The organism is Thermodesulfovibrio sp. (assembly GCF_049969575.1).
Classification (GTDB): Bacteria; Nitrospirota; Thermodesulfovibrionia; order Thermodesulfovibrionales; family Thermodesulfovibrionaceae; genus Thermodesulfovibrio; species Thermodesulfovibrio obliviosus.
Window position 1 is genome coordinate 10,536 of record NZ_JBMFOO010000017.1, and the last position, 18,096, is coordinate 28,631.

Below are 18,096 nucleotides of genomic sequence, written 5' to 3' on the forward strand. Positions count from 1 at the left end.
GGAGGGTTTTGCAATGATTTTTCTTCTTATCTTTTTTATTTCATTTCTTTTCTGTCAATCTGTTTTAGCAGAGGAATCCAGACTTGAAGAAATTGTTGTAACAGCAACAAAATTCGAAGAGCCAAAAAAGGATGTTGCTTATTCTGTTCAGGTTATAACCCAGGAAGATATTAAAAGTTCTACTGCAGACAATGCGGGTGACTTGATTGCAGAAGCGGCAATTGGACATGTTCAAAAATATCCAGGTTTATTAACGAGTAGTATTGGATTAAGAGGATTCAGGACTGATCTATTTGATGACCTCAAAAGCAGGGTTTTGGTTCTTATAAATGGAAATCGTGCTGGCACAGTAAATCTTGCAACCATACCTGTTGATGATATAGATAGAATTGAAATAGTTAAAGGACCTGCATCAGTGCTTTATGGTTCTTCAGCAATGGGAGGTGTAATTAACATAATAACCAAACAGGGAAAAGAAGAAGGTATACATGGTTCAATTGGTGGTCAAGCAGGTTCATGGGATTTCTGGAAAACAAAAGCTGAATTGTATGGCAAAAAAAATAATTTTGATTTTTATATTTCAGCCAGCCGTGCTGAAGTGGATGATTATTCTGCAAAAAATTATGGAAAAATAGAAAATACAGGTTACAATGATGAATCTTTATCAGCGCGCTTAGGATACAGCTTTTTTGATAAACACCATATTTCCTTAGGATTTCAGCATTGGAGAGGATGGAAGATTGGCTCTCCTGGTCCAATATACGAACCAGATCCTGATGATTACAACAACATTGAAAGAAATAGATTTGATTTAGAGTATAAAACGTCAACATTTAAAGCTGGATATTATTTTACAAAGGACAGGAATGAATATCATGAAGGCTCTATAGCAGGTACATGGGAGATACCAAATGAAGTTACTTTAAAAAAGACAACCACTCAGGGTGCAACCATTCAGAAGATGTTTTCAATAGATGACCACAGAATTATAATCGGCGGACAGTGGGATAGAATAGAAGTTAAAAATTCAAGAAATACCGGTGCTCCCTACAATCCGAACTCAAAGTATGACAGTTACGGAGTATTTACTGAAGGAAGATTAAGTCTGTTCAAGAAAAAACTTTTACTAAACGTAGGAATCCGTTATGACTACTTTGAAAACGAAATACTTCCAACAGAAGGTATTTTAAGCTTAAAACCAAGAAAAGAAAATCTTGATCATCTAACAGTAAGAGGGGGTATTTTATACAAAATTACAGATAGTTTATCAATAAAAGCCAATGCTGGCACTGCATTCAGAGCTCCTGCACCTGATGAGCTTGCAGTTGATTATATTTCATGGGGGATACATTATTTGGGTAATCCAGATTTAAAACCAGAAAAAAGTAAATCCTATGATGTAGGATTTGCCTATACAAAAGATTTTTTCAATGCTGAGCTTACTTTTTTTCATTCAGAATTTAAAGACAAAATTCTTAGTTACTATGATAACACTCTCAATGCCCAAACATTTAAAAATGTTGAAGGAGCTACAATTCAGGGCATAGAAGGAAATCTTTCCTATGATATTGGAGCATTAGCAGGCTTAAATTTCTCTTTGGAGCCATTTATCAATTTTACATATAATACAAGATACTCAAGCAAAGACGAAGTTGAGATAAAAGAATATGGAAAAACTCTTACGTATACACCAAAATGCACTGCTTCATTTGGGATAAGAGCAGGAAAGGAAAAGTGGGATTTAAGATTAATCGCAAATTATATTGGAGATGAAAAGGTTATAGACTGGAATCCTTTATCTAAAAACTATAGAAAAGTTGTAGATAAAGCTGATTTTACTGTAGTAAATCTTAAAGGCTCATACAGACCAATTAAAAATCTTGAGATAACACTGTCTGTGGAAAATCTATTTGATAAAGCATATGAATATGTTCAGTACTATCCTATGCCAAGAAGAACAATCATTGGTGGAGTTAAATGGCTCTTTTAAAAGCTTTTGTTTCATGGTCTGGAGGCAAAGACAGTTCATTAGCCTTTTATAGAGCAAGAATGAAGGGGATTCATATTATTTGTCTTATTAATATGCTTTCAGAAGACGGAAATTATTCGCGTTCCCATGGAATAAGTTCAGAGCTTCTCAAAATACAGGCAGAAGCAATAGGAGTTCCAATTATTCAGAAGAAAACTACATGGGAAAGTTATGAAGAGGAATTTAAAAAAACTCTCCTCTGGTTAAAAAAAGAAGGTGTTCACGCAGGCGTATTTGGAGATATTGATATTCAGGAGCACAAAGACTGGGTTGAAAAAATATGCATGGAGACAGGAATAAAAGCGATTTTGCCTTTATGGAATGAAGAAAAAGAGATACTTCTTGGAGAGTTTATAAATTCTGGTTTTAAAGCCATAGTTTGCTCAATAAATTCTTTTTTTCTTGGCAGTGAATGGCTTGGCAGAGAAGTTGATTTTGATTTCATTAAAGATTTAAAAGTCCTTGGAAATATTGACCTCTGTGGTGAAAAAGGAGAGTACCACACTTTTGTTTATGATGGACCAATTTTTAAATTTCCTATCAGGGTTTGTACAGGTAAATGGATACAAAAAGATAAAAATCTGTTTCTGGAGATATGGAAATGCTAAATTTTAAGATTGAACCGGTAAAAAAAGATTTTATTGATATTGCATGGAAAAGGCTCAACAGTCTTACAAAACCGCAGGGAAGTCTTGGAAGGCTTGAAGAGATTGCAGCAAGACTTGTTGGGATTTATGAAGATCCAATGCCTGAAATAAAGAAAAAGGCTGTGCTTGTCTTTGCCTCTGATCACGGAGTGACAGAAGAAGGTATTTCTGCCTATCCAAAGGAAGTTACTGCACAGATGGTTTTTAATATGCTTAGAGGTGGAGCAGGAATAAATGTTTTGGCAAGACATGCAGGAGCAGATGTTGTAGTTGTTGATATTGGTGTTGATTATGATTTTGGTGAGTGTAAAGGATTGATATCAAAAAAAGTTGTAAAAGGAGCTGGGAATATTACAAAAGCTCCTGCACTTAGCGGTTCTGATGCAATAAAGTGTATAGAAATCGGCATTGAATTAGTAAAAGAATATCACCAAAAAGGTTACAATCTCTTTGCCGCAGGAGAGATGGGGATTGGTAATACAACTCCTTCCTCTGCAGTAGTGAGTGTTCTTACACATTCTCAAGTAGAGGAAGTTACAGGAAAAGGAACAGGTATAGATGAAGAAACCTTTAAAAGAAAGATTGAAGTAATTAAAAGAGCAATTAAGATAAATAAACCAAATCCTTCAGATCCTGTTGATGTTCTTGCAAAGGTTGGAGGACCTGAGATAGGAGCAATTGCAGGAGTTGTCTTAGGTTGTGCTTCCTTAAAAATTCCTGTTGTTATTGACGGATTCATTTCAACTGCAGGAGCTTTGATTGCTTACTGTATAAATCCTGTTGTGAGAGATTATATTTTTGCTTCTCACAATTCTGTTGAAAGAGGACATAAAATAGCCCTTGAATTTATGGGATTAAAACCCTTGCTTGATTTGAATCTAAGGCTTGGAGAAGGAACTGGTGCAGCAATTGTTATGACAATTATAGAAGCAGGACTAAAGATTTACAAAGAAATGGCAACTTTTGATGAAGCAGGCGTAAGTAAAAGTGTTAAATAGATTTTTAATGGCTCTTTCATTTTTAACTGTTTTGCCTTTAAAAGTAAAGAAAATTAACGAAAAAGAGATTGCAAGTTCTGTTATTTTTTTCCCTTTTGTAGGATTTTTAGAGGGGGTCTTTTCTTTTTTACTGATTAAGAAATTGAATTATATATTCTCATCTTCGGTTATTTCCGTTATTTTACTTTTATTTTTATTTTCATTGAGAGGAATATTTCACATAGATGGACTTTCAGACACCTTTGATGCTCTTTTTTATAAAGAAACAGGAGACAAAGAAAAGGATATACAAAGAAGACTTGAAATAATGAGCGATAGTACAATTGGTGTAGCTGGAGTTGTAGCTTCAACATTTGATATTCTCTGCAGATTTGTTTTTTTCAGGGAGCTCATTGATGGTAATCAATTCATGATATTTATTTTTACGTTTGTATTTTCAAGATGGTCTGTAATTCCATTAATGTATTATGGAAAGCCTGCAAAAACAAAGGGACTTGGAGCTATGTTTGTCGGCAAAATTAGTAAAGAGCAGTTTATTCTATCTACAGCTTTGCCTGTATTTTTGGTAATTTACTTTACTGTAAAAAGTTTCATTTTTTTGCCATTGATTGTACTTTTACTTTGCTTAATTCTTTTTATTTTGAAAAACTTTTTTGAAGATAAATTCAGCGGAATAACAGGAGATCATCTTGGAGCTACTGTTGAAATAACGGAGGTAATTTTTCTTTTTTGTTTTTTACTTTGTGCAAGAATATGGCTAAGTTATTGATGATACAGGGAACATCTTCAAATTGCGGGAAAAGCTTATTGGTTACAGCTTTATGTAGAATTGCAAAACAAAGGGGTATAAAAGTTGCTCCTTTTAAAGCTCAGAATATGAGTTTACAAAGTTTTGTTACAGAAGATGGAGGAGAGATAGCCCTTGCTCAGGCAATACAGGCAGAGGCAGCTGGTATTGTTCCTCTTATTCACATGAATCCCATTTTACTTAAACCAGCAGGGCAACAGGGCACCCAGGTAGTTGTTCATGGAAAGCTTTACAAAACATTGAAATTAAATGATTTTTACTGGGAGAAGAAAAAACTGTGGGATGCTGTTAAAATCTCACTTGATTATCTAACCAAAGAATATGAACTCTTAATTATTGAGGGTGCTGGAAGCCCTGCAGAGATAAATCTCATTGAAAATGATATTGTAAATATGGCTGTGGCAGATTATCTTAAAGCACCTGTATTAATTGTAGGAGATATTGATAGAGGTGGAGTTTTTGCCTCTATTTATGGAACTGTAAAACTTCTTGAGGAATATGACCACCTTATCAAAGGTTTCATAATCAACAAATTTAGAGGTTACATTGATATTCTTTCACCAGGGATAAAAAAGCTTGAGGAAATGATAAAAAAGCCATGTGTGGGTGTGATTCCCTACATACATGAAACAGGAATAGCTGATGAAGATGGAATTTCCTTAAGGCTTTCAAATTCTTTCATTCTCAAATCAGATGCAGCAGTAAAAATAGTTGTTCTAAAGCTGAGATATATCTCAAATTTCAGTGATTTTGAACCATTAAGATTTGAACCAGATGTGGAGTTAGTTTATTCATTAAGAAAAGAAGATCTTATTAATGCTGATATAATAATCATTCCTGGTTCAAAAAACACCTTTGAAGATTTAACTTTGCTCAAACAGCTAAAAATTGATGAAATACTAAAAGAGCTTGCTAAGAATAAAGTTGAAATTATTAGAATATGTGGTGGATTTCAGATGCTTGGAGAAAAATTAATAGACCCCTATATGGTTGAAAGCTCATTTTTTGATTTATGCATGACAGAAGGGAGGTGTCATAAAGAAATTAATGGAATTGGTTTATTACCGGTTAAAACAGTATTTTATCCTGACAAAATAACCACTCAGGTTGAAGGCTATCTTTGTTCAGAACCTTTAATAAAAATTACAGGTTATGAGATTCATAAGGGAATAAGTTACGGACCTATGAGACTTTTTAAAATAAAAAGAAAATCAACAGGCCAGATTTTATTTGATGGAATTGTTTGTGAAAATGTATGGGGAACATATATCCATGGATTATTTGAAAATGATAGCTTAAGAAGATGGCTTATAAACAGACACAGAATTAAAAAGGGATTAAATCCTATTGAATATACCTTTTCATGGAAAAAGCTTAAGGAGTCATTTTTAGACAGTATTTCAGAAATCGTAGAAAAACACATTAATATGGATAAAATATGGGAAATAGCTGGTATATGAAAATATTCTATGTTGAAAACTGGACAGTAGTTGCAGCCTTTTTAATTGATTTTTTGAGTGGATACCCTAAAAAATATCATCCTATTAAGGCAATTGGTAAACTCATTGAAAAAAATGAGGCATTTTTAAGAAACAGAAAACTCACTGGCAGATTTGGAGGCTTCTTACTTTTTTTATTAACAACAGCTCCTATTTTTTTATTTTCAATTATTTTTGTTTATTTTATTGAGAAAATGAATAGTCTATCAATGATTGGATGGCTTTTTTCACGTATTTTCCTTGTGTTATTTAGCAGTCTTTTTATTGCTTTAAGAGGTCTAATTTATGAGGCTAAAAAAGTAGATAAACTTTTAAATGAAGGCAATTTAGTTCAGGCAAGGATTTCTTTGAAAGCTCTTGTTGGAAGAGATACTGAAAATCTCATCCCTGAAAAAATAAGAATAGCAATTATTGAAAGTCTTGCGGAAAATCTCTGTGATGCAGTTATTGCTCCATTGTTTTACTTTTTTCTCGGTGGATTTCCTTTTCTTGTTTTTTATAAAACAGTAAACACGCTTGATTCAATGGTTGGTTATAAAAATGAAAGATATATAAAATTTGGATGGTTTTCAGCTAAGATGGATGACATTTTTAACTATGTTCCTGCAAGAATAACAGGAATTTTCATAGTTTTAAGCTCCTTTATTTTGCTTGGTTTTTCTACAGGAAAAAGATCGCTTAAAATCATGCTAAGAGATGGGAAAAATCATAGCAGTCCAAACAGTGGAATACCAGAGGCAGCAATGGCAGGAGCATTGGGGGTGAGGCTTGGAGGTCCCAACTACTACGGGGGTATTCTTGTAGAAAAACCATATATTGGAGAAGACTTGAATAGTATTAGTTCAGAACTAATTAATTTAAGCATTAAAATTATTACAGTTAGCAGTTTTTTATTTATTTTAGCATCCATTTTTCTGAGGAACCTTTTATGACACACGGAGGTGATATTTATACTGCTTCAGAGATAACAGGAAAATCTCCTTATCACATCATAGACATGAGTTCCTCTGTTAATCCAATTCCTTTACCTAATAAGATAAAAAGAAAAGTTATTGAAAAATTTCCATTTATTCATAAATATCCAGATACGGAAGCAAGGCAGTTTAAAAAGATTATTTCTGAGTTTTATAATATTCCGTTTGAAAATATCATATGTGGAAACGGTTCAACAGAATTAATATATCTTACAGTTAAAACATTAAAGCCTGCATCTGTTTTAATTTTAGAACCTACATTTACAGAGTATGAGAGGGCCTGTAAAGTAAATGGGATAGAGAAGATAGAGAAAATTTTCACGCTCAATAGAGAAGAAATTTTTGAAAGGATTAAAGAAAAAATGCAAAAAAGAAAATATGAAATTGTTTTCATATGCAATCCCAATAATCCAACTGGATGTTTAATAAATAAAAAAGAAATCCTTAGACTGGCTTCTTTTTATGAAAATACTGTCTTTGTAGTAGATGAAGCTTTTATTGATTTTGTCCCTGATGAAAGTCTGATTAAAAATGCAATATCAAAAAATATTATAGTTTTACGCTCTCTTACAAAATTTTATGGACTTGCAGGATTGAGATTTGGTTATGCTGTAACTTCCTCTGAAATTATTGAAAAAATGAAAATATACAGACAACCCTGGAGCATAAACAGTTTGGCTCAATGGATAGCAGAGGAAATTATTAAGGATGAAGAGTTTAAAAGGCAGAGTTATGCATTTTTTATGAAAGAAAAAGAATTCTTTGAATGCACATTAAATGAACTTAAAGTGAAATATTTTCCATCAGTTGCAAACTTTTATCTCATTGAAATACCTAAAAAAGGCATTTTTAAATATATGCTTGAAAGAGGAATCCTCATTCGAGATTGTTCAGATTTTTACGGACTTAATGAAAACTTTATAAGAGTTTCTGTGAAAACCAGAGATGAGAATGAGAAATTTTTTAAAGAACTGAGAGAATTTTTAAGGATTTAATATGATCACATTCATTATTGGTGGAATAAAAAGTGGAAAAACTAAATTTGCACTTAAAAAAGCACAAAACACGGGGAGTAAAAATCTTTACTATATTGCAACAGCAAGAGCTATTGATGATGAGATGAGACAACGTATTGAAAGACATAAAAAAGAAAGAGGCAGTCAATGGATTACAATAGAAGAGCCTATAAATTTAATGGGAGTGATTATGAAAATTCCTGAAAACTCTTCAATTGTAATTGACTGTCTTACCACATGGCTTACAAATCTTATTGTTGAAGGCTATGATTATCAGGAATTCGTTAGCTCTTTCATTGATGTATTGAAGAAAATCAAAGGCAGCATCCACATATTTATTGTTTCAAATGAAGTTGGGCTTGGAATAATTCCTGAAAAAGAACTTGGAAGAAAATTCATTGATATTGCAGGAACATTAAATCAGAAAATAATGGATATATGTGATAAAGCCTATTTAATGATTGCTGGGCAAGGACTGCAAATAAAATGAGAGCATTGGTTCTTTTTATACTATTTTTATTTTCTCCGACATTTACATTTGCTCAGCCAGAAAGAATTATTTCACTTGCACCGTCAGTTACAGAGGCGATTTATTATCTTGGTGCAATTGATAAGCTTGTGGCTGTGTCAGATTACTGTAAATGGCCTGAAGAAGTTAAAAACAAACCTAAGGTTGGAGGCATGATTAATCCGTCCTATGAAAAAATACTGGCTTTAAAGCCAGACTTAGTAATAATTTCAAAGGATGTAACTCCCATAGAGGTCTACAACAGGTTGATAGAATTGGGGATAAAAGTTCATGTTTATGCTCCAGAGACTCTTAAAGATATGCCAGATGAATTGATAAAACTGGGAATTGCAATTGGCAAGGAAAGACAGGCAAAAATTGTTGCCCATGAATTTCAAAAAAATATAAAGAAAGTAAAGCGAACATTCAATAATCAGAAGGCATTGTTTGTAATATGGACTGAACCCTTAACAGTTGCAGGGAAGTCATCTCACATAAATGAAGTTATGAATCTTTTGGGCTTAAAAAATATTGCGGAGTATTCATCAATCAATATAGAGAGAGTAATAAAATTAAATCCCGAAATAATATTTTTTGGTGCAGGACATGAAACAGTTCCTGAAGGATTGCTCGTAAAATTAAAAGACACAAAGGCAGTTAAAAAAGGCAATATTTATTTTATAAGTGATAAAATTTATCATCTTAGCCCCAGAATAGTTGAAGGAATTAAAGAGATGGCAGGTGTAAAAATCAGGAATTAAGCTTTAATCCTAACTGTAGCATCTTTTCCTTGATTTTAAATATCCTGTCTCTTATCTGAGCAGCTCTCTCAAATTCAAGATTTTCTGCTGCGTGTCTCATCTCCTCCTCAAGTTTTTTTAAAGTTTTTTCACTGAGTTCATACTCTTCAGTGTCTTCTTTGACAACATCAACAGTAAAGTAATCTCTTTCATAAATTGATGAAAGAATGTCTTTAATTTTGCTTTTTACTGTTTCAGGAACAATTCCCATTTTTTTGTTATACTCAAGCTGGATTTTTCTCCTTCTTTCAGTTTCCTCAATTGCTCTCTTCATTGACTCTGTAATTGTATCAGCGTACAGAATTACTGTGCCATTTATATTTCTTGATGCTCTGCCTGCTGTTTGAATAAGTGACCTTTCAGAACGAAGAAATCCTTCTTTATCAGCATCAAATATCGCAACAAGAGAGACTTCTGGAAGGTCAAGCCCTTCTCTTAAAAGATTTACTCCAATTAAGACATCAAACTTACCAAGTCTTAGATCTCTTAAAATTTCAACCCTTTCAAGGGTATCAATATCTGAATGTAAATATTTTGTTTTAATTCCAAGTGAACTATAATAATCAGTCAAATCCTCAGCCATCTTTTTTGTAAGAGTTGTTACAAGAACCCTTTCTCCTCTTTCAACTCTTTTATGAATTTCTTCAAGAAGGTCTTCAACCTGGTTTGTAGCTGGACGAACCTCCATCTTAGGGTCAACAAGTCCTGTTGGTCTTATAATTTGTTCAATCACTCTTCCACCTGATTTTTCAATTTCATAGTCTCCTGGAGTAGCTGAAACATAAATTACATAATTCATTCTGTGTTCAAATTCTTCAAACTTTAATGGACGGTTATCAAGTGCACTGGGCAGTCTGAATCCATAATCAACGAGTGTTTGCTTGCGAGACCTGTCTCCTTCATACATTCCTCCAATTTGTGGAACTGTTACATGGCTTTCATCAATAACTGTTAGAAAATCTCCTTTTGAAGGTCCTGCATAAAGGTAATCTATTAATGTAAATGGCGGCTCTCCGGGAAGTCTTCCGCTGAGGTGTCTTGAGTAGTTTTCAATTCCATGACAGTGCCCAAACTGGCTTAACATTTCAAGATCAAAACGGGTTCTTCTTTCAATTCTTTCAGCAAAAAGGTTCTCACCTCTTTCTTTGAAATATTTTATTCTTTCTATAAGTTCTTCTTCTATGGTTTCAAGTGCTCTCTTTAGTCTTGGTTCAGGAGTTACCCAGTGACTGTTTGGTGGAATAAGGATTCTTGGAGTTCTTCTAATCCGGGTTCCTGAAAGAGGGTCTATTTCATAAATTGCATCAATCTCATTGTCAAAAAATTCAACTCTATAAGCTTTATCAAGACAATGGGAGGCATATATGTCAACAACATCTCCTCTTACACGAAAACAACCTCTTCTGAATTCATCCTCTGCTCTTGTATAGAGAACTTCAACGAGTTTTCTTAGAAGTGCATCTCTTTCAGTAATCATGCCTTCTTCAATATTTATGTGCATTGCCATGTAGTCATCAGGAGAGCCAATTCCATAAATGCATGATACAGAGGCTACAACTATTACATCTCTGCGAGTAAGAACTGACAGAGTTGCAGAGTGTCTCATCCTGTCAATGTCATCATTTATCAATGCATCTTTTTCAATATAGGTGTCTGTTTCTGGAATGTAAGCTTCTGGTTGATAGTAATCGTAATAGCTAACATAGTATTCAACAGCATTGTAAGGGAAAAGCTCTTTTAGCTCACCGTAAAGTTGTGCAGCAAGGGTTTTATTATGGGCAATAACCAGTGTTGGTTTGTTAACCTTAGCAATGACATTTGCTATTGTAAAGGTTTTCCCAGAACCTGTAACACCAAGTAAAACCTGATGTTTATAACCTTTCCTTATGCCTTCTACAAGTGCTTTTATTGCTTTTGGCTGGTCTCCCTTTGGTTTAAAGGGACTGTGAAGTATAAATTTGTCCATTGATTATAGTTTAACTCTGGAGCAATTTTGCTGCCTTTTTTGCAAAATAGGTAAGGATAAGATCTGCACCAGCTCTTTTTATGGCAGTGAGAATTTCCATCATTACAGCCTCTTCATTAAGCCAGCCAAGCTGGGAAGCAGCCTTTACCATTGAGTATTCTCCACTTACATTGTAGGCAGCTACAGGAACATGAAAATTTTGTTTTACATCTGAAATTACATCAAGATATGCCAGTGCTGGCTTAACCATTACAATATCAGCACCTTCTTCAATGTCAAGGGCTACCTCTTTTATTGCTTCTCTGCGATTTGCGGGATCCATTTGATAGGAGCGTCTGTCACCAAAGGCTGGAGCACTTTGTGCAGCTTCCCTGAAAGGTCCATAAAAGGCTGAGGCATATTTGGCAGAATAGGACATTATCGCTACATCTGTAAAACCTTCTTCATCAAGGGCTTTTCGTATTCTTCCAACTCTTCCATCCATCATGTCAGAGGGTGCAACAATGTCAGCTCCTGCATGGGCATGAGATAGTGCTTCAAGTGCAAGCACTTCAAGGGTTGAGTCATTGTCAATTTTACCATTTTTTATGATTCCACAGTGCCCATGAGATGTATACTCACAGAGACATACATCAGTTATAACTATTAAATCAGGAACTGAGTCTTTGATTGCTTTTACAGCCTGCTGAACAACTCCTGATTCATCATAAGCAGATGAGGCTTTTTCATCTTTATGTTCTGGAATTCCAAAAAGAATAATCGCAGGAATTCCAAGAGAAAAAACTTCTCTGGCTGTTTTAATTGTTTCATCAATACTTTCCTGAAAACATTCAGGCATTGAAGATATAGGATTTTTAACTGCCTTTCCAGGAACAACAAACATTGGATAAATAAAATCCTGAGGGGTGAGGTCTGTTTCCCTCACCATGCGCCTCAGGATATCGCTTTTTCTAAGTCTTCTTGGGCGATGAACTGGAAACATCGCTATTATACGCCGCAACTACCTCCGCAACCCGGACCACATGAAGGCATTGGTCCTTTAAGAATGAATCCTTCCTGCTCCTCATCCTCATAGTAGTCAAGTTCAAGTTCACTGAGAAGATCAAAGGTCTGTTTATCCATAAAGACCCTTAATCCATCTTTTTCCACTACTTCATCACCTTCTTGAGGATTTTCATCAATATCAAGACCAAATGAAGGGCTACAATATCCTTCTGCAGAGAATATTCTCAAGCCCCAGCCTTCTTTGCCCTCCTGCTTGAGGATCATTTTTGCCTTTTCGGCTGCTTTTGAACTGATACTAAACACAGCTACCTCCTAAAAATTTTTTTCTAACTTCAGAATAGCAGTTTTTAAAAATATTTTGCAAGAAAAAATTTAATGAGCTAAAATACAATTATGCAACCGCTTGAAAATAAAAAAATAGTTAGAGTTAAACAGGATGAGGCTATAGAAGTTGATGATACTGTGGCTGTGGAAAAAAGAATAAAAATTTATGTAAACAATGAGGAAGTTGTTTCTCTATCAGCTTCTCCTGTGCAGATCAAAGAACTCGTTATAGGTTTTCTTATGACAGAGGATATTTTAAAGGGAGACTGGTGTCCTGAAAAAATAATTATTGAAGAAAATGAAAAAGAGATTAATGCCCGGGTTGAACTTGAAGGACATGTTTCGCTTAATGGTAAAACAATTACATCAGGATGTATGAGTTCTGTAAGTTTTTTAAATGATGTAAAAGGTAGCATTGATGATGATTTGAAAGTCAGTCAGAATGCTTTATTTCGTCTCTTTAAGGAGTTTCAGGAAAAATCAAATCTTTATAGAACAACAGGATGCATTCATGCTGCAGCACTGGCAGATGACAGAGAGATTTTATTTATTGCAGAAGATGTTGGCAGACATAATGCAGTGGACAAAGTAATTGGATGGGCATTGCTCAATAGAGAGGGCTTTAGAGGTAAAATTATGCTCGTAAGTGGAAGGATTTCCTCTGAGATGGCATTAAAAGCTGCAAAATGGAGAATTCCAGTTATTGTAAGTAGGACAGCACCAACTTCTCTTGCGGTTGAATTGGCTCAAAAAGCCAATTTAACAGTAATAGGTTTTTTAAGAGGAAGCAGATTTAACATTTACAGTAATCCTGAAAGGGTAATTCTTTAAATCCCACTACTTGGACATATATCATTCAATGGACATATTTTATGCTGTGGTGATTTTGCTTTACAGATTTCTCTTCCAAGCATTATGAGTAGGTGCGAAAGCTTTCCCCAATACTCACGAGGTGTTATCTTCATAAGATCCTGTTCAATTTTATCAGAATCTGTATTTTCTGTGAGTCCAAGAAGCTTTGATAGTCTTTTTACATGAGTATCAACAGCCACACCTTCGTTTATTCCAAAGGCATTCCACAGCACAATATTTGCTGTTTTTCTTCCAACTCCTGGAAGGCTCACTAAATCCTCCATTGTTTTTGGAACTTCTCCATTAAATTTTTCAATCAATTCTTTTGCAAGCGATTTTATGTATTTTGCTTTATTTTTATAAAAGTTTATGCTTTTTATGTCCTTTTCAAGCTCTTCCAATGAAGCATTTGCGTAATCATAGGCAGTTTTATATTTTTTGAAAAGATTTTCAGTAACTTTGTTGACATTCACATCTGTTGTTTGGGCTGAAAGTATTGTCGCTACAAGTAAGTCAAGGGGAGTATTAAAATTTAGTGCTGTTTTAACATTAGGATATATTTTGTCAAGCCTTTTAATTATCTCTAAGACTTTTTCTTTTTTGTCCATTTTAACCTCCAATTTTTAAAACTTTTGCGCCTTTTATTTTTCTATTTTTTATATCCTGAATTGCTTTATTTGCTTCAGAAAAAGGATATATTTCAATCTCTGGCTTTATTGGAATTTTTGAGGCAATGTAAAGAAACTCTCTTATGTCTTTTCTTGTAACATTTGCTACTGTTTTAATCTCCTTTTCAAGCCATAAATCTCTTGGATAGTCAATGTTTAAAAATTCATTTTTATCAATTTCCTCTTTTCTTATTGCGTTTATTACAAGCCTGCCTCCTGGTTTAAGATGTTGTAAAACCATAATTGGAGGCTTCCATACAGGAGTTGTGTCAATTGCTGAGTTAATTTTTTCAGCAGGCTCTTCATTAAAATCTCCAGCCCAGTATGCACCAAGTTCAATAGCGAGCTCCCTTTCTGAAGGTGTTCTTGAAAACACGAAAATTTTTGTATAAGGATATAAAAATTTTATCATCTTTAGCACAAGATGTCCTGAAGCACCAAAGCCAACCAGTCCAATATTCTGACCATTTTCAAGATTTGTAAGCCTTAAAGCTCTGTAACCAATTGCTCCTGCACAAAAAAGTGGAGCAGCCTCTTCATCTTTAAAATTTTCTGGAATAGGAAAAGCAAAATCTTCATTAATTTTAAAATACTCTGCATATCCACCATGAGCATCCTTGCCTGTTGCTTTGAAATCTTTACATAGATTTTCAAGTTCCTTTAAGCAGAATTCACATTTACCACAAGCTGAATAAATCCATCCTGCACCGGCTCTGTCACCAATTTTAAAATTTTTTACTTCTCTACCAATTTCCACAACTTCTCCAACAATCTGATGCCCTGGAATTATAGGGAAAAATGAAGGAGTTGCTCTTCCTTCTATTTCATCAATTTCAGTGTGACAAACTCCACAGGCATGAACTTTTATAACTATTTCTTTTGCTTGAGGCAGAGGATCTCCTATTTCAATGAGATTTAAAGGTTGATTATTTTTGATTTCTGTTGTTTCTCCGATTACCCAGGCTTTCATAAAGATATTATACTCTGTTTTGCTATCAAGACAATAATTTTTTTCGGCAATTTCAAAAACTGTTATTGCTCACTGTGTTGGAAAATTTGACCCTCTTAGGTAAAAAATGCCTGTTTTTTGACAGACAGTATTGCTTGAATTAAAATTTTAAAACAATTTTTACTGTGGCATAGAATTTGTATTCTTTTTTAGAAAAAATTTAGGAGGAATTGGATGAATCCTAAAATACTTGTAATGAACATAACAAAAGATATCAATAAATTTATTGCCTTGAATGCATTTTTGATAATTGCTTTGTCATTTGTTTTTATTTCTGGCCAATATGATAAGAAAGAACTTATTTTGCTTATTTCATTAGGAGGAGCAATCTCAGTGTTGGCTAATTTATTGATTGCTAAAATATTGAAAAGAAAAATGGAAAAAATAATACATAATTCTTTTGAAAAAGTTGAAAATCAACTTTATTTTGATGAACTAACTTCAGTTTACAATAGAACAGCCGGGATAAATAGATTGATAGAAGAGATGGCAAGGATAAAAAGAAATAAGCAGCATTTGTCTATAGCAATGGTTGATATAGATAACTTTAAATCTATAAATGACAACTTTGGACACCTTGTAGGCGATAGGATTTTAAATCATGTTGCTTTGCAGATTAAAAATTTTTTAAGAGCAACCGATGTAGTTTCAAGATACGGAGGAGAAGAATTTTTGATAATTCTTCCAGACACTGATGAGATAAAAGCTTTAATGGCACTGGAAAGAGTAAGAGAAAATATAGCTAAAAAACCAGTTAAAGCAGGAAGCGAAAAAATTTTTATCACTGTAAGTGTTGGCATAACAGAGATTGATACGAATGACAACTTAACAGAGGCAATACACAGAGCTGATATGGCACTTTATCAGGCAAAAAGAAGTGGTAAAAATAAAATTGAACTTGCTTCCAAAAATATAAATGCAGGCTTTAAGCTGTCATAAATATTTCGGTTTTATCTTTCCAGAATTCTTCTAATAAAGCTCGGATTTTTGGATATGAACTCAGATTAAGGCTCTCCCTTAAAATTATTTCTGCCTCCTTTCTTGCTACCTCAAGAAGACTCTGGTCTTTTATCAGATCAGCAACTTTCAAATCAGGCATTCCTGACTGTTTAACTCCAAAAAGTTCTCCCGGTCCTCTTATTTTCATGTCCTCTTCAGCTATTTTAAATCCATCAGAGTAATTTACAATTGCTTTAAGCCTCAGCTTTGCTTCTTCAGTTAATTTATAGGGCAGAAGAATGCATTTTGAAGGTCTCGGTCCTCTTCCAACTCTTCCTCTTAGTTGATGCAGTTGAGAAAGTCCAAATCTTTCTGCATGAGTTATTATCATTAAAGTAGCATTTGGAACATCTACGCCAACTTCAATAACTGTTGTAGCAACAAGAATATGGATACTGCCAGAGCGAAATTCTTTCATTATTTCTTCTCTTTGTTTTGGTGGCATTTTTCCATGAAGTAGTCCTACTCTGTATTGAGGAAAAAGCTTTTGTAAGCCTTCATATCCCTGAGTTGCTGATTTCAGATCCATTACTTCAGATTCTTCTATTAAAGGATAGACAACATAAACCTGTCCTCCTGTTTTAACTTCTTCTTCTATCATTTTATAAACTAATTTTTTATTCTCAGGTTCTATAACTTTTGTTAAAACAGGTTTTCTTCCACGAGGAAGTTCATCAAGCACAGAGTAGTCAAGGTCTCCATAAACAGTAAGTGCCATGGTTCTTGGAATAGGTGTGGCTGTCATTACAAGGGTGTCTGGATTTAATCCTTTCTTTTTTAACATTGCCCTCTGGATTACTCCAAATCTATGTTGCTCGTCTATTACAACAAGTCCTAAGTTTTTAAAATGAACATTCTGCTGAATTAAAGCATGAGTGCCAATAATAAGGTTTGCAGTTCCTGATGCAATTAAATTAGCATGTTTGTTGTATGTGGATGTGAAAATTAAAACATTAACAGGCAGTCCTTTCACAAGGGAAGAAATATTTAAATAATGTTGCTCTGCAAGTATCTCTGTTGGTGCCATTAAGGCTGCCTGATATCCACACTCAATGGCAGCAAGCATCGCTGCCAGAGCAACAACTGTTTTTCCTGAGCCTACATCCCCTTGAAGAAGTCTGTTCATTGGAGTGGGTTTTTCCATATCCTGTAAAATCTCTTTTATTACCTTTTGTTGAGCCATAGTAAGTTGAAAAGGAAGATTTTCAAGAAACTTTTTTAAAAGCTTTCCTTCAGGCTTGAAAGATATACCTTCTTCACAAATTCTGTTTTGCTTCATCATAAGAATTCCAAGTTGAAGTAAAAATAATTCGTCAAAAATGATTCTCTTGTGAAATAAAGAATTTTTTTCATTCAAGGCTTTTATATCTACATCATGCGGTGGAAAATGAACAGATTTGAGAGCTTCATTAATATGTGGAAAGTTTAATTTTTTTATTAATTTTTCAGGCAGGGGCTCCTGTATCAGAGGAATACCAAATTCCACCGCAGCCTGCATTATTGATTGCATCTGTCTTTGGGATATACCTTCAGTAAGCCTGTATACAGGGACAATTTCTTGATTTTGAGAGTTCAATGTTTCTGCGATTTCATATTCTGGATTTACAATTTCTATGTAAGCTCCCCTCCAGTCAATCTGAGCTTTTCCAAAAATTTTTATTTTTTGTTTTTCCTTTAAAATTTTTTTCAAATAAAGCTGATTAAACCATTTTGCTTTAAGATAGCCTGTTGAATCTGAGATAATTGCTTCTATTATTGAAAGATTAGTTTTTGTTTTTAATTCATTAATCTGAACTATATGTCCTTGTACAGTGACAATTTCTCCAGGTTTTATATCAAAAATGTTTTTTTTGTTTCTTCTGTCTTCATACTGAAAGGGAAGATAATATAGAGCATCCTTAACTGTTTGTATGCCTAATTTTTTAAGAAGACTGGCTTTTTTAGGACCTACACCCTTGAGATACTGAATGGGAAGATTTAATCCATTCATTTAC

17 protein-coding genes are annotated in these 18,096 nt (G+C 34.0%); 11 read left to right on the forward strand and 6 right to left on the reverse strand.

The genetic code is table 11. From position 1 onward, the window contains the following. Positions 1–13: 13 nt before the first annotated feature. The 9 genes from ACP5O9_RS05295 to ACP5O9_RS05335 are packed head-to-tail and all read left to right on the forward strand — an operon-like array spanning position 14 to position 9,240. Positions 14–1,990 carry a TonB-dependent receptor plug domain-containing protein gene (locus tag ACP5O9_RS05295; RefSeq protein WP_428723566.1) on the forward strand — a complete coding sequence of 659 codons (1,977 nt, stop codon included), beginning with the start codon at positions 14–16 and terminating at the stop codon, positions 1,988–1,990. Next, positions 1,978–2,637 (forward strand): diphthine--ammonia ligase, encoded by a 660-nt coding sequence (locus ACP5O9_RS05300; RefSeq protein ID WP_428723567.1) that lies wholly within the window; start codon positions 1,978–1,980, stop codon positions 2,635–2,637. The genes ACP5O9_RS05295 and ACP5O9_RS05300 overlap by 13 nt, the downstream gene beginning before the upstream one ends. Further along, positions 2,631–3,674, forward strand: coding sequence for a nicotinate-nucleotide--dimethylbenzimidazole phosphoribosyltransferase (cobT, locus tag ACP5O9_RS05305; protein ID WP_428723568.1), 1,044 nt, complete (start codon positions 2,631–2,633; stop codon positions 3,672–3,674). Before ACP5O9_RS05300 ends, cobT begins: the two co-directional genes overlap by 7 nt. Beyond that, positions 3,664–4,443, forward strand: a complete 780-nt coding sequence (cobS, locus tag ACP5O9_RS05310; RefSeq protein WP_424904969.1) for an adenosylcobinamide-GDP ribazoletransferase — start codon at positions 3,664–3,666, stop codon at positions 4,441–4,443. Before cobT ends, cobS begins: the two co-directional genes overlap by 11 nt. Next, positions 4,428–5,942 carry a cobyric acid synthase gene (locus tag ACP5O9_RS05315; RefSeq protein WP_428723569.1) on the forward strand — a complete coding sequence of 505 codons (1,515 nt, stop codon included), beginning with the start codon at positions 4,428–4,430 and terminating at the stop codon, positions 5,940–5,942. The genes cobS and ACP5O9_RS05315 overlap by 16 nt, the downstream gene beginning before the upstream one ends. Next, a complete protein-coding gene (gene cbiB / locus ACP5O9_RS05320) occupies positions 5,939–6,913 on the forward strand; it encodes an adenosylcobinamide-phosphate synthase CbiB (protein WP_428723570.1) in 975 nt (324 codons plus the stop codon). Before ACP5O9_RS05315 ends, cbiB begins: the two co-directional genes overlap by 4 nt. Next, positions 6,910–7,950, forward strand: coding sequence for a threonine-phosphate decarboxylase CobD (cobD, locus tag ACP5O9_RS05325; protein ID WP_428723571.1), 1,041 nt, complete (start codon positions 6,910–6,912; stop codon positions 7,948–7,950). The genes cbiB and cobD overlap by 4 nt, the downstream gene beginning before the upstream one ends. Before the next feature lies 1 nt (position 7,951). After that, positions 7,952–8,461 carry a bifunctional adenosylcobinamide kinase/adenosylcobinamide-phosphate guanylyltransferase gene (gene cobU / locus ACP5O9_RS05330; RefSeq protein WP_353685527.1) on the forward strand — a complete coding sequence of 170 codons (510 nt, stop codon included), beginning with the start codon at positions 7,952–7,954 and terminating at the stop codon, positions 8,459–8,461. A 5-nt stretch (positions 8,462–8,466) separates the two neighbouring features. Then, the gene (locus tag ACP5O9_RS05335; protein WP_428723572.1) at positions 8,467–9,240 is read left to right on the forward strand and encodes an ABC transporter substrate-binding protein; all 774 of its coding nucleotides are present in this window, start codon (positions 8,467–8,469) and stop codon (positions 9,238–9,240) included. Here ACP5O9_RS05335 and uvrB read toward each other — a convergent pair. The 3 genes from uvrB to ACP5O9_RS05350 are packed head-to-tail and all read right to left on the reverse strand — an operon-like array spanning position 9,230 to position 12,553. Then, positions 9,230–11,245 (reverse strand): excinuclease ABC subunit UvrB, encoded by a 2,016-nt coding sequence (gene uvrB, locus ACP5O9_RS05340; protein WP_428723573.1) that lies wholly within the window; start codon positions 11,243–11,245, stop codon positions 9,230–9,232. The two genes, ACP5O9_RS05335 and uvrB, sit on opposite strands and share 11 nt — an antisense overlap. 10 nt (positions 11,246–11,255) lie before the next feature. After that, positions 11,256–12,227: a porphobilinogen synthase gene (gene hemB, locus ACP5O9_RS05345; protein ID WP_353687090.1), complete on the reverse strand. Its 972-nt coding sequence runs from the start codon at positions 12,225–12,227 to the stop codon at positions 11,256–11,258. Between the two features lie 5 nt (positions 12,228–12,232). After that, positions 12,233–12,553, reverse strand: coding sequence for a HesB/IscA family protein (locus ACP5O9_RS05350; protein WP_353685524.1), 321 nt, complete (start codon positions 12,551–12,553; stop codon positions 12,233–12,235). A 90-nt stretch (positions 12,554–12,643) separates the two neighbouring features. Between ACP5O9_RS05350 and fdhD the strand changes: the two genes are divergently transcribed. Beyond that, positions 12,644–13,405, forward strand: coding sequence for a formate dehydrogenase accessory sulfurtransferase FdhD (fdhD, locus tag ACP5O9_RS05355; protein ID WP_428723574.1), 762 nt, complete (start codon positions 12,644–12,646; stop codon positions 13,403–13,405). Here the strand turns inward: fdhD and nth are convergent. Continuing rightward, complete coding sequence (gene nth, locus ACP5O9_RS05360; protein ID WP_353685522.1) at positions 13,402–14,034, reverse strand: endonuclease III; 633 nt, start codon at positions 14,032–14,034, stop codon at positions 13,402–13,404. The two genes, fdhD and nth, sit on opposite strands and share 4 nt — an antisense overlap. A gap of 1 nt (position 14,035) precedes the next feature. After that, positions 14,036–15,064 carry a zinc-dependent alcohol dehydrogenase family protein gene (locus tag ACP5O9_RS05365; protein ID WP_428723575.1) on the reverse strand — a complete coding sequence of 343 codons (1,029 nt, stop codon included), beginning with the start codon at positions 15,062–15,064 and terminating at the stop codon, positions 14,036–14,038. Between the two features lie 213 nt (positions 15,065–15,277). Here ACP5O9_RS05365 and ACP5O9_RS05370 point away from each other — a divergent pair, with 213 nt between their 5' ends. Next, the gene (locus ACP5O9_RS05370) at positions 15,278–16,042 is read left to right on the forward strand and encodes a GGDEF domain-containing protein (RefSeq protein ID WP_353685520.1); all 765 of its coding nucleotides are present in this window, start codon (positions 15,278–15,280) and stop codon (positions 16,040–16,042) included. Here the strand turns inward: ACP5O9_RS05370 and recG are convergent. Beyond that, complete coding sequence (gene recG / locus ACP5O9_RS05375) at positions 16,029–18,092, reverse strand: ATP-dependent DNA helicase RecG (protein WP_424904961.1); 2,064 nt, start codon at positions 18,090–18,092, stop codon at positions 16,029–16,031. The genes ACP5O9_RS05370 and recG overlap by 14 nt on opposite strands. Positions 18,093–18,096 lie beyond the last annotated feature (4 nt).

Excerpts from the sequence above, each read along its gene's own strand:
- ACP5O9_RS05300 (WP_428723567.1), top strand. The coding sequence starts at position 1,978 with ATGGCTCTTTTAAAAGCTTTTGTTTCATGGTCTGGAGGCAAAGACAGT.
- recG (WP_424904961.1), bottom strand. The coding sequence starts at position 18,092 with ATGAATGGATTAAATCTTCCCATTCAGTATCTCAAGGGTGTAGGTCCT.
- ACP5O9_RS05365 (WP_428723575.1), bottom strand. The coding sequence starts at position 15,064 with ATGAAAGCCTGGGTAATCGGAGAAACAACAGAAATCAAAAATAATCAA.
- cobT (WP_428723568.1), top strand. The coding sequence starts at position 2,631 with ATGCTAAATTTTAAGATTGAACCGGTAAAAAAAGATTTTATTGATATT.
- hemB (WP_353687090.1), bottom strand. The coding sequence starts at position 12,227 with ATGTTTCCAGTTCATCGCCCAAGAAGACTTAGAAAAAGCGATATCCTG.
- ACP5O9_RS05295 (WP_428723566.1), top strand. The coding sequence starts at position 14 with ATGATTTTTCTTCTTATCTTTTTTATTTCATTTCTTTTCTGTCAATCT.
- nth (WP_353685522.1), bottom strand. The coding sequence starts at position 14,034 with ATGGACAAAAAAGAAAAAGTCTTAGAGATAATTAAAAGGCTTGACAAA.
- ACP5O9_RS05370 (WP_353685520.1), top strand. The coding sequence starts at position 15,278 with ATGAATCCTAAAATACTTGTAATGAACATAACAAAAGATATCAATAAA.
- cobU (WP_353685527.1), top strand. The coding sequence starts at position 7,952 with ATGATCACATTCATTATTGGTGGAATAAAAAGTGGAAAAACTAAATTT.
- fdhD (WP_428723574.1), top strand. The coding sequence starts at position 12,644 with ATGCAACCGCTTGAAAATAAAAAAATAGTTAGAGTTAAACAGGATGAG.
- cobD (WP_428723571.1), top strand. The coding sequence starts at position 6,910 with ATGACACACGGAGGTGATATTTATACTGCTTCAGAGATAACAGGAAAA.
- cbiB (WP_428723570.1), top strand. The coding sequence starts at position 5,939 with ATGAAAATATTCTATGTTGAAAACTGGACAGTAGTTGCAGCCTTTTTA.
- ACP5O9_RS05315 (WP_428723569.1), top strand. The coding sequence starts at position 4,428 with ATGGCTAAGTTATTGATGATACAGGGAACATCTTCAAATTGCGGGAAA.
- uvrB (WP_428723573.1), bottom strand. The coding sequence starts at position 11,245 with ATGGACAAATTTATACTTCACAGTCCCTTTAAACCAAAGGGAGACCAG.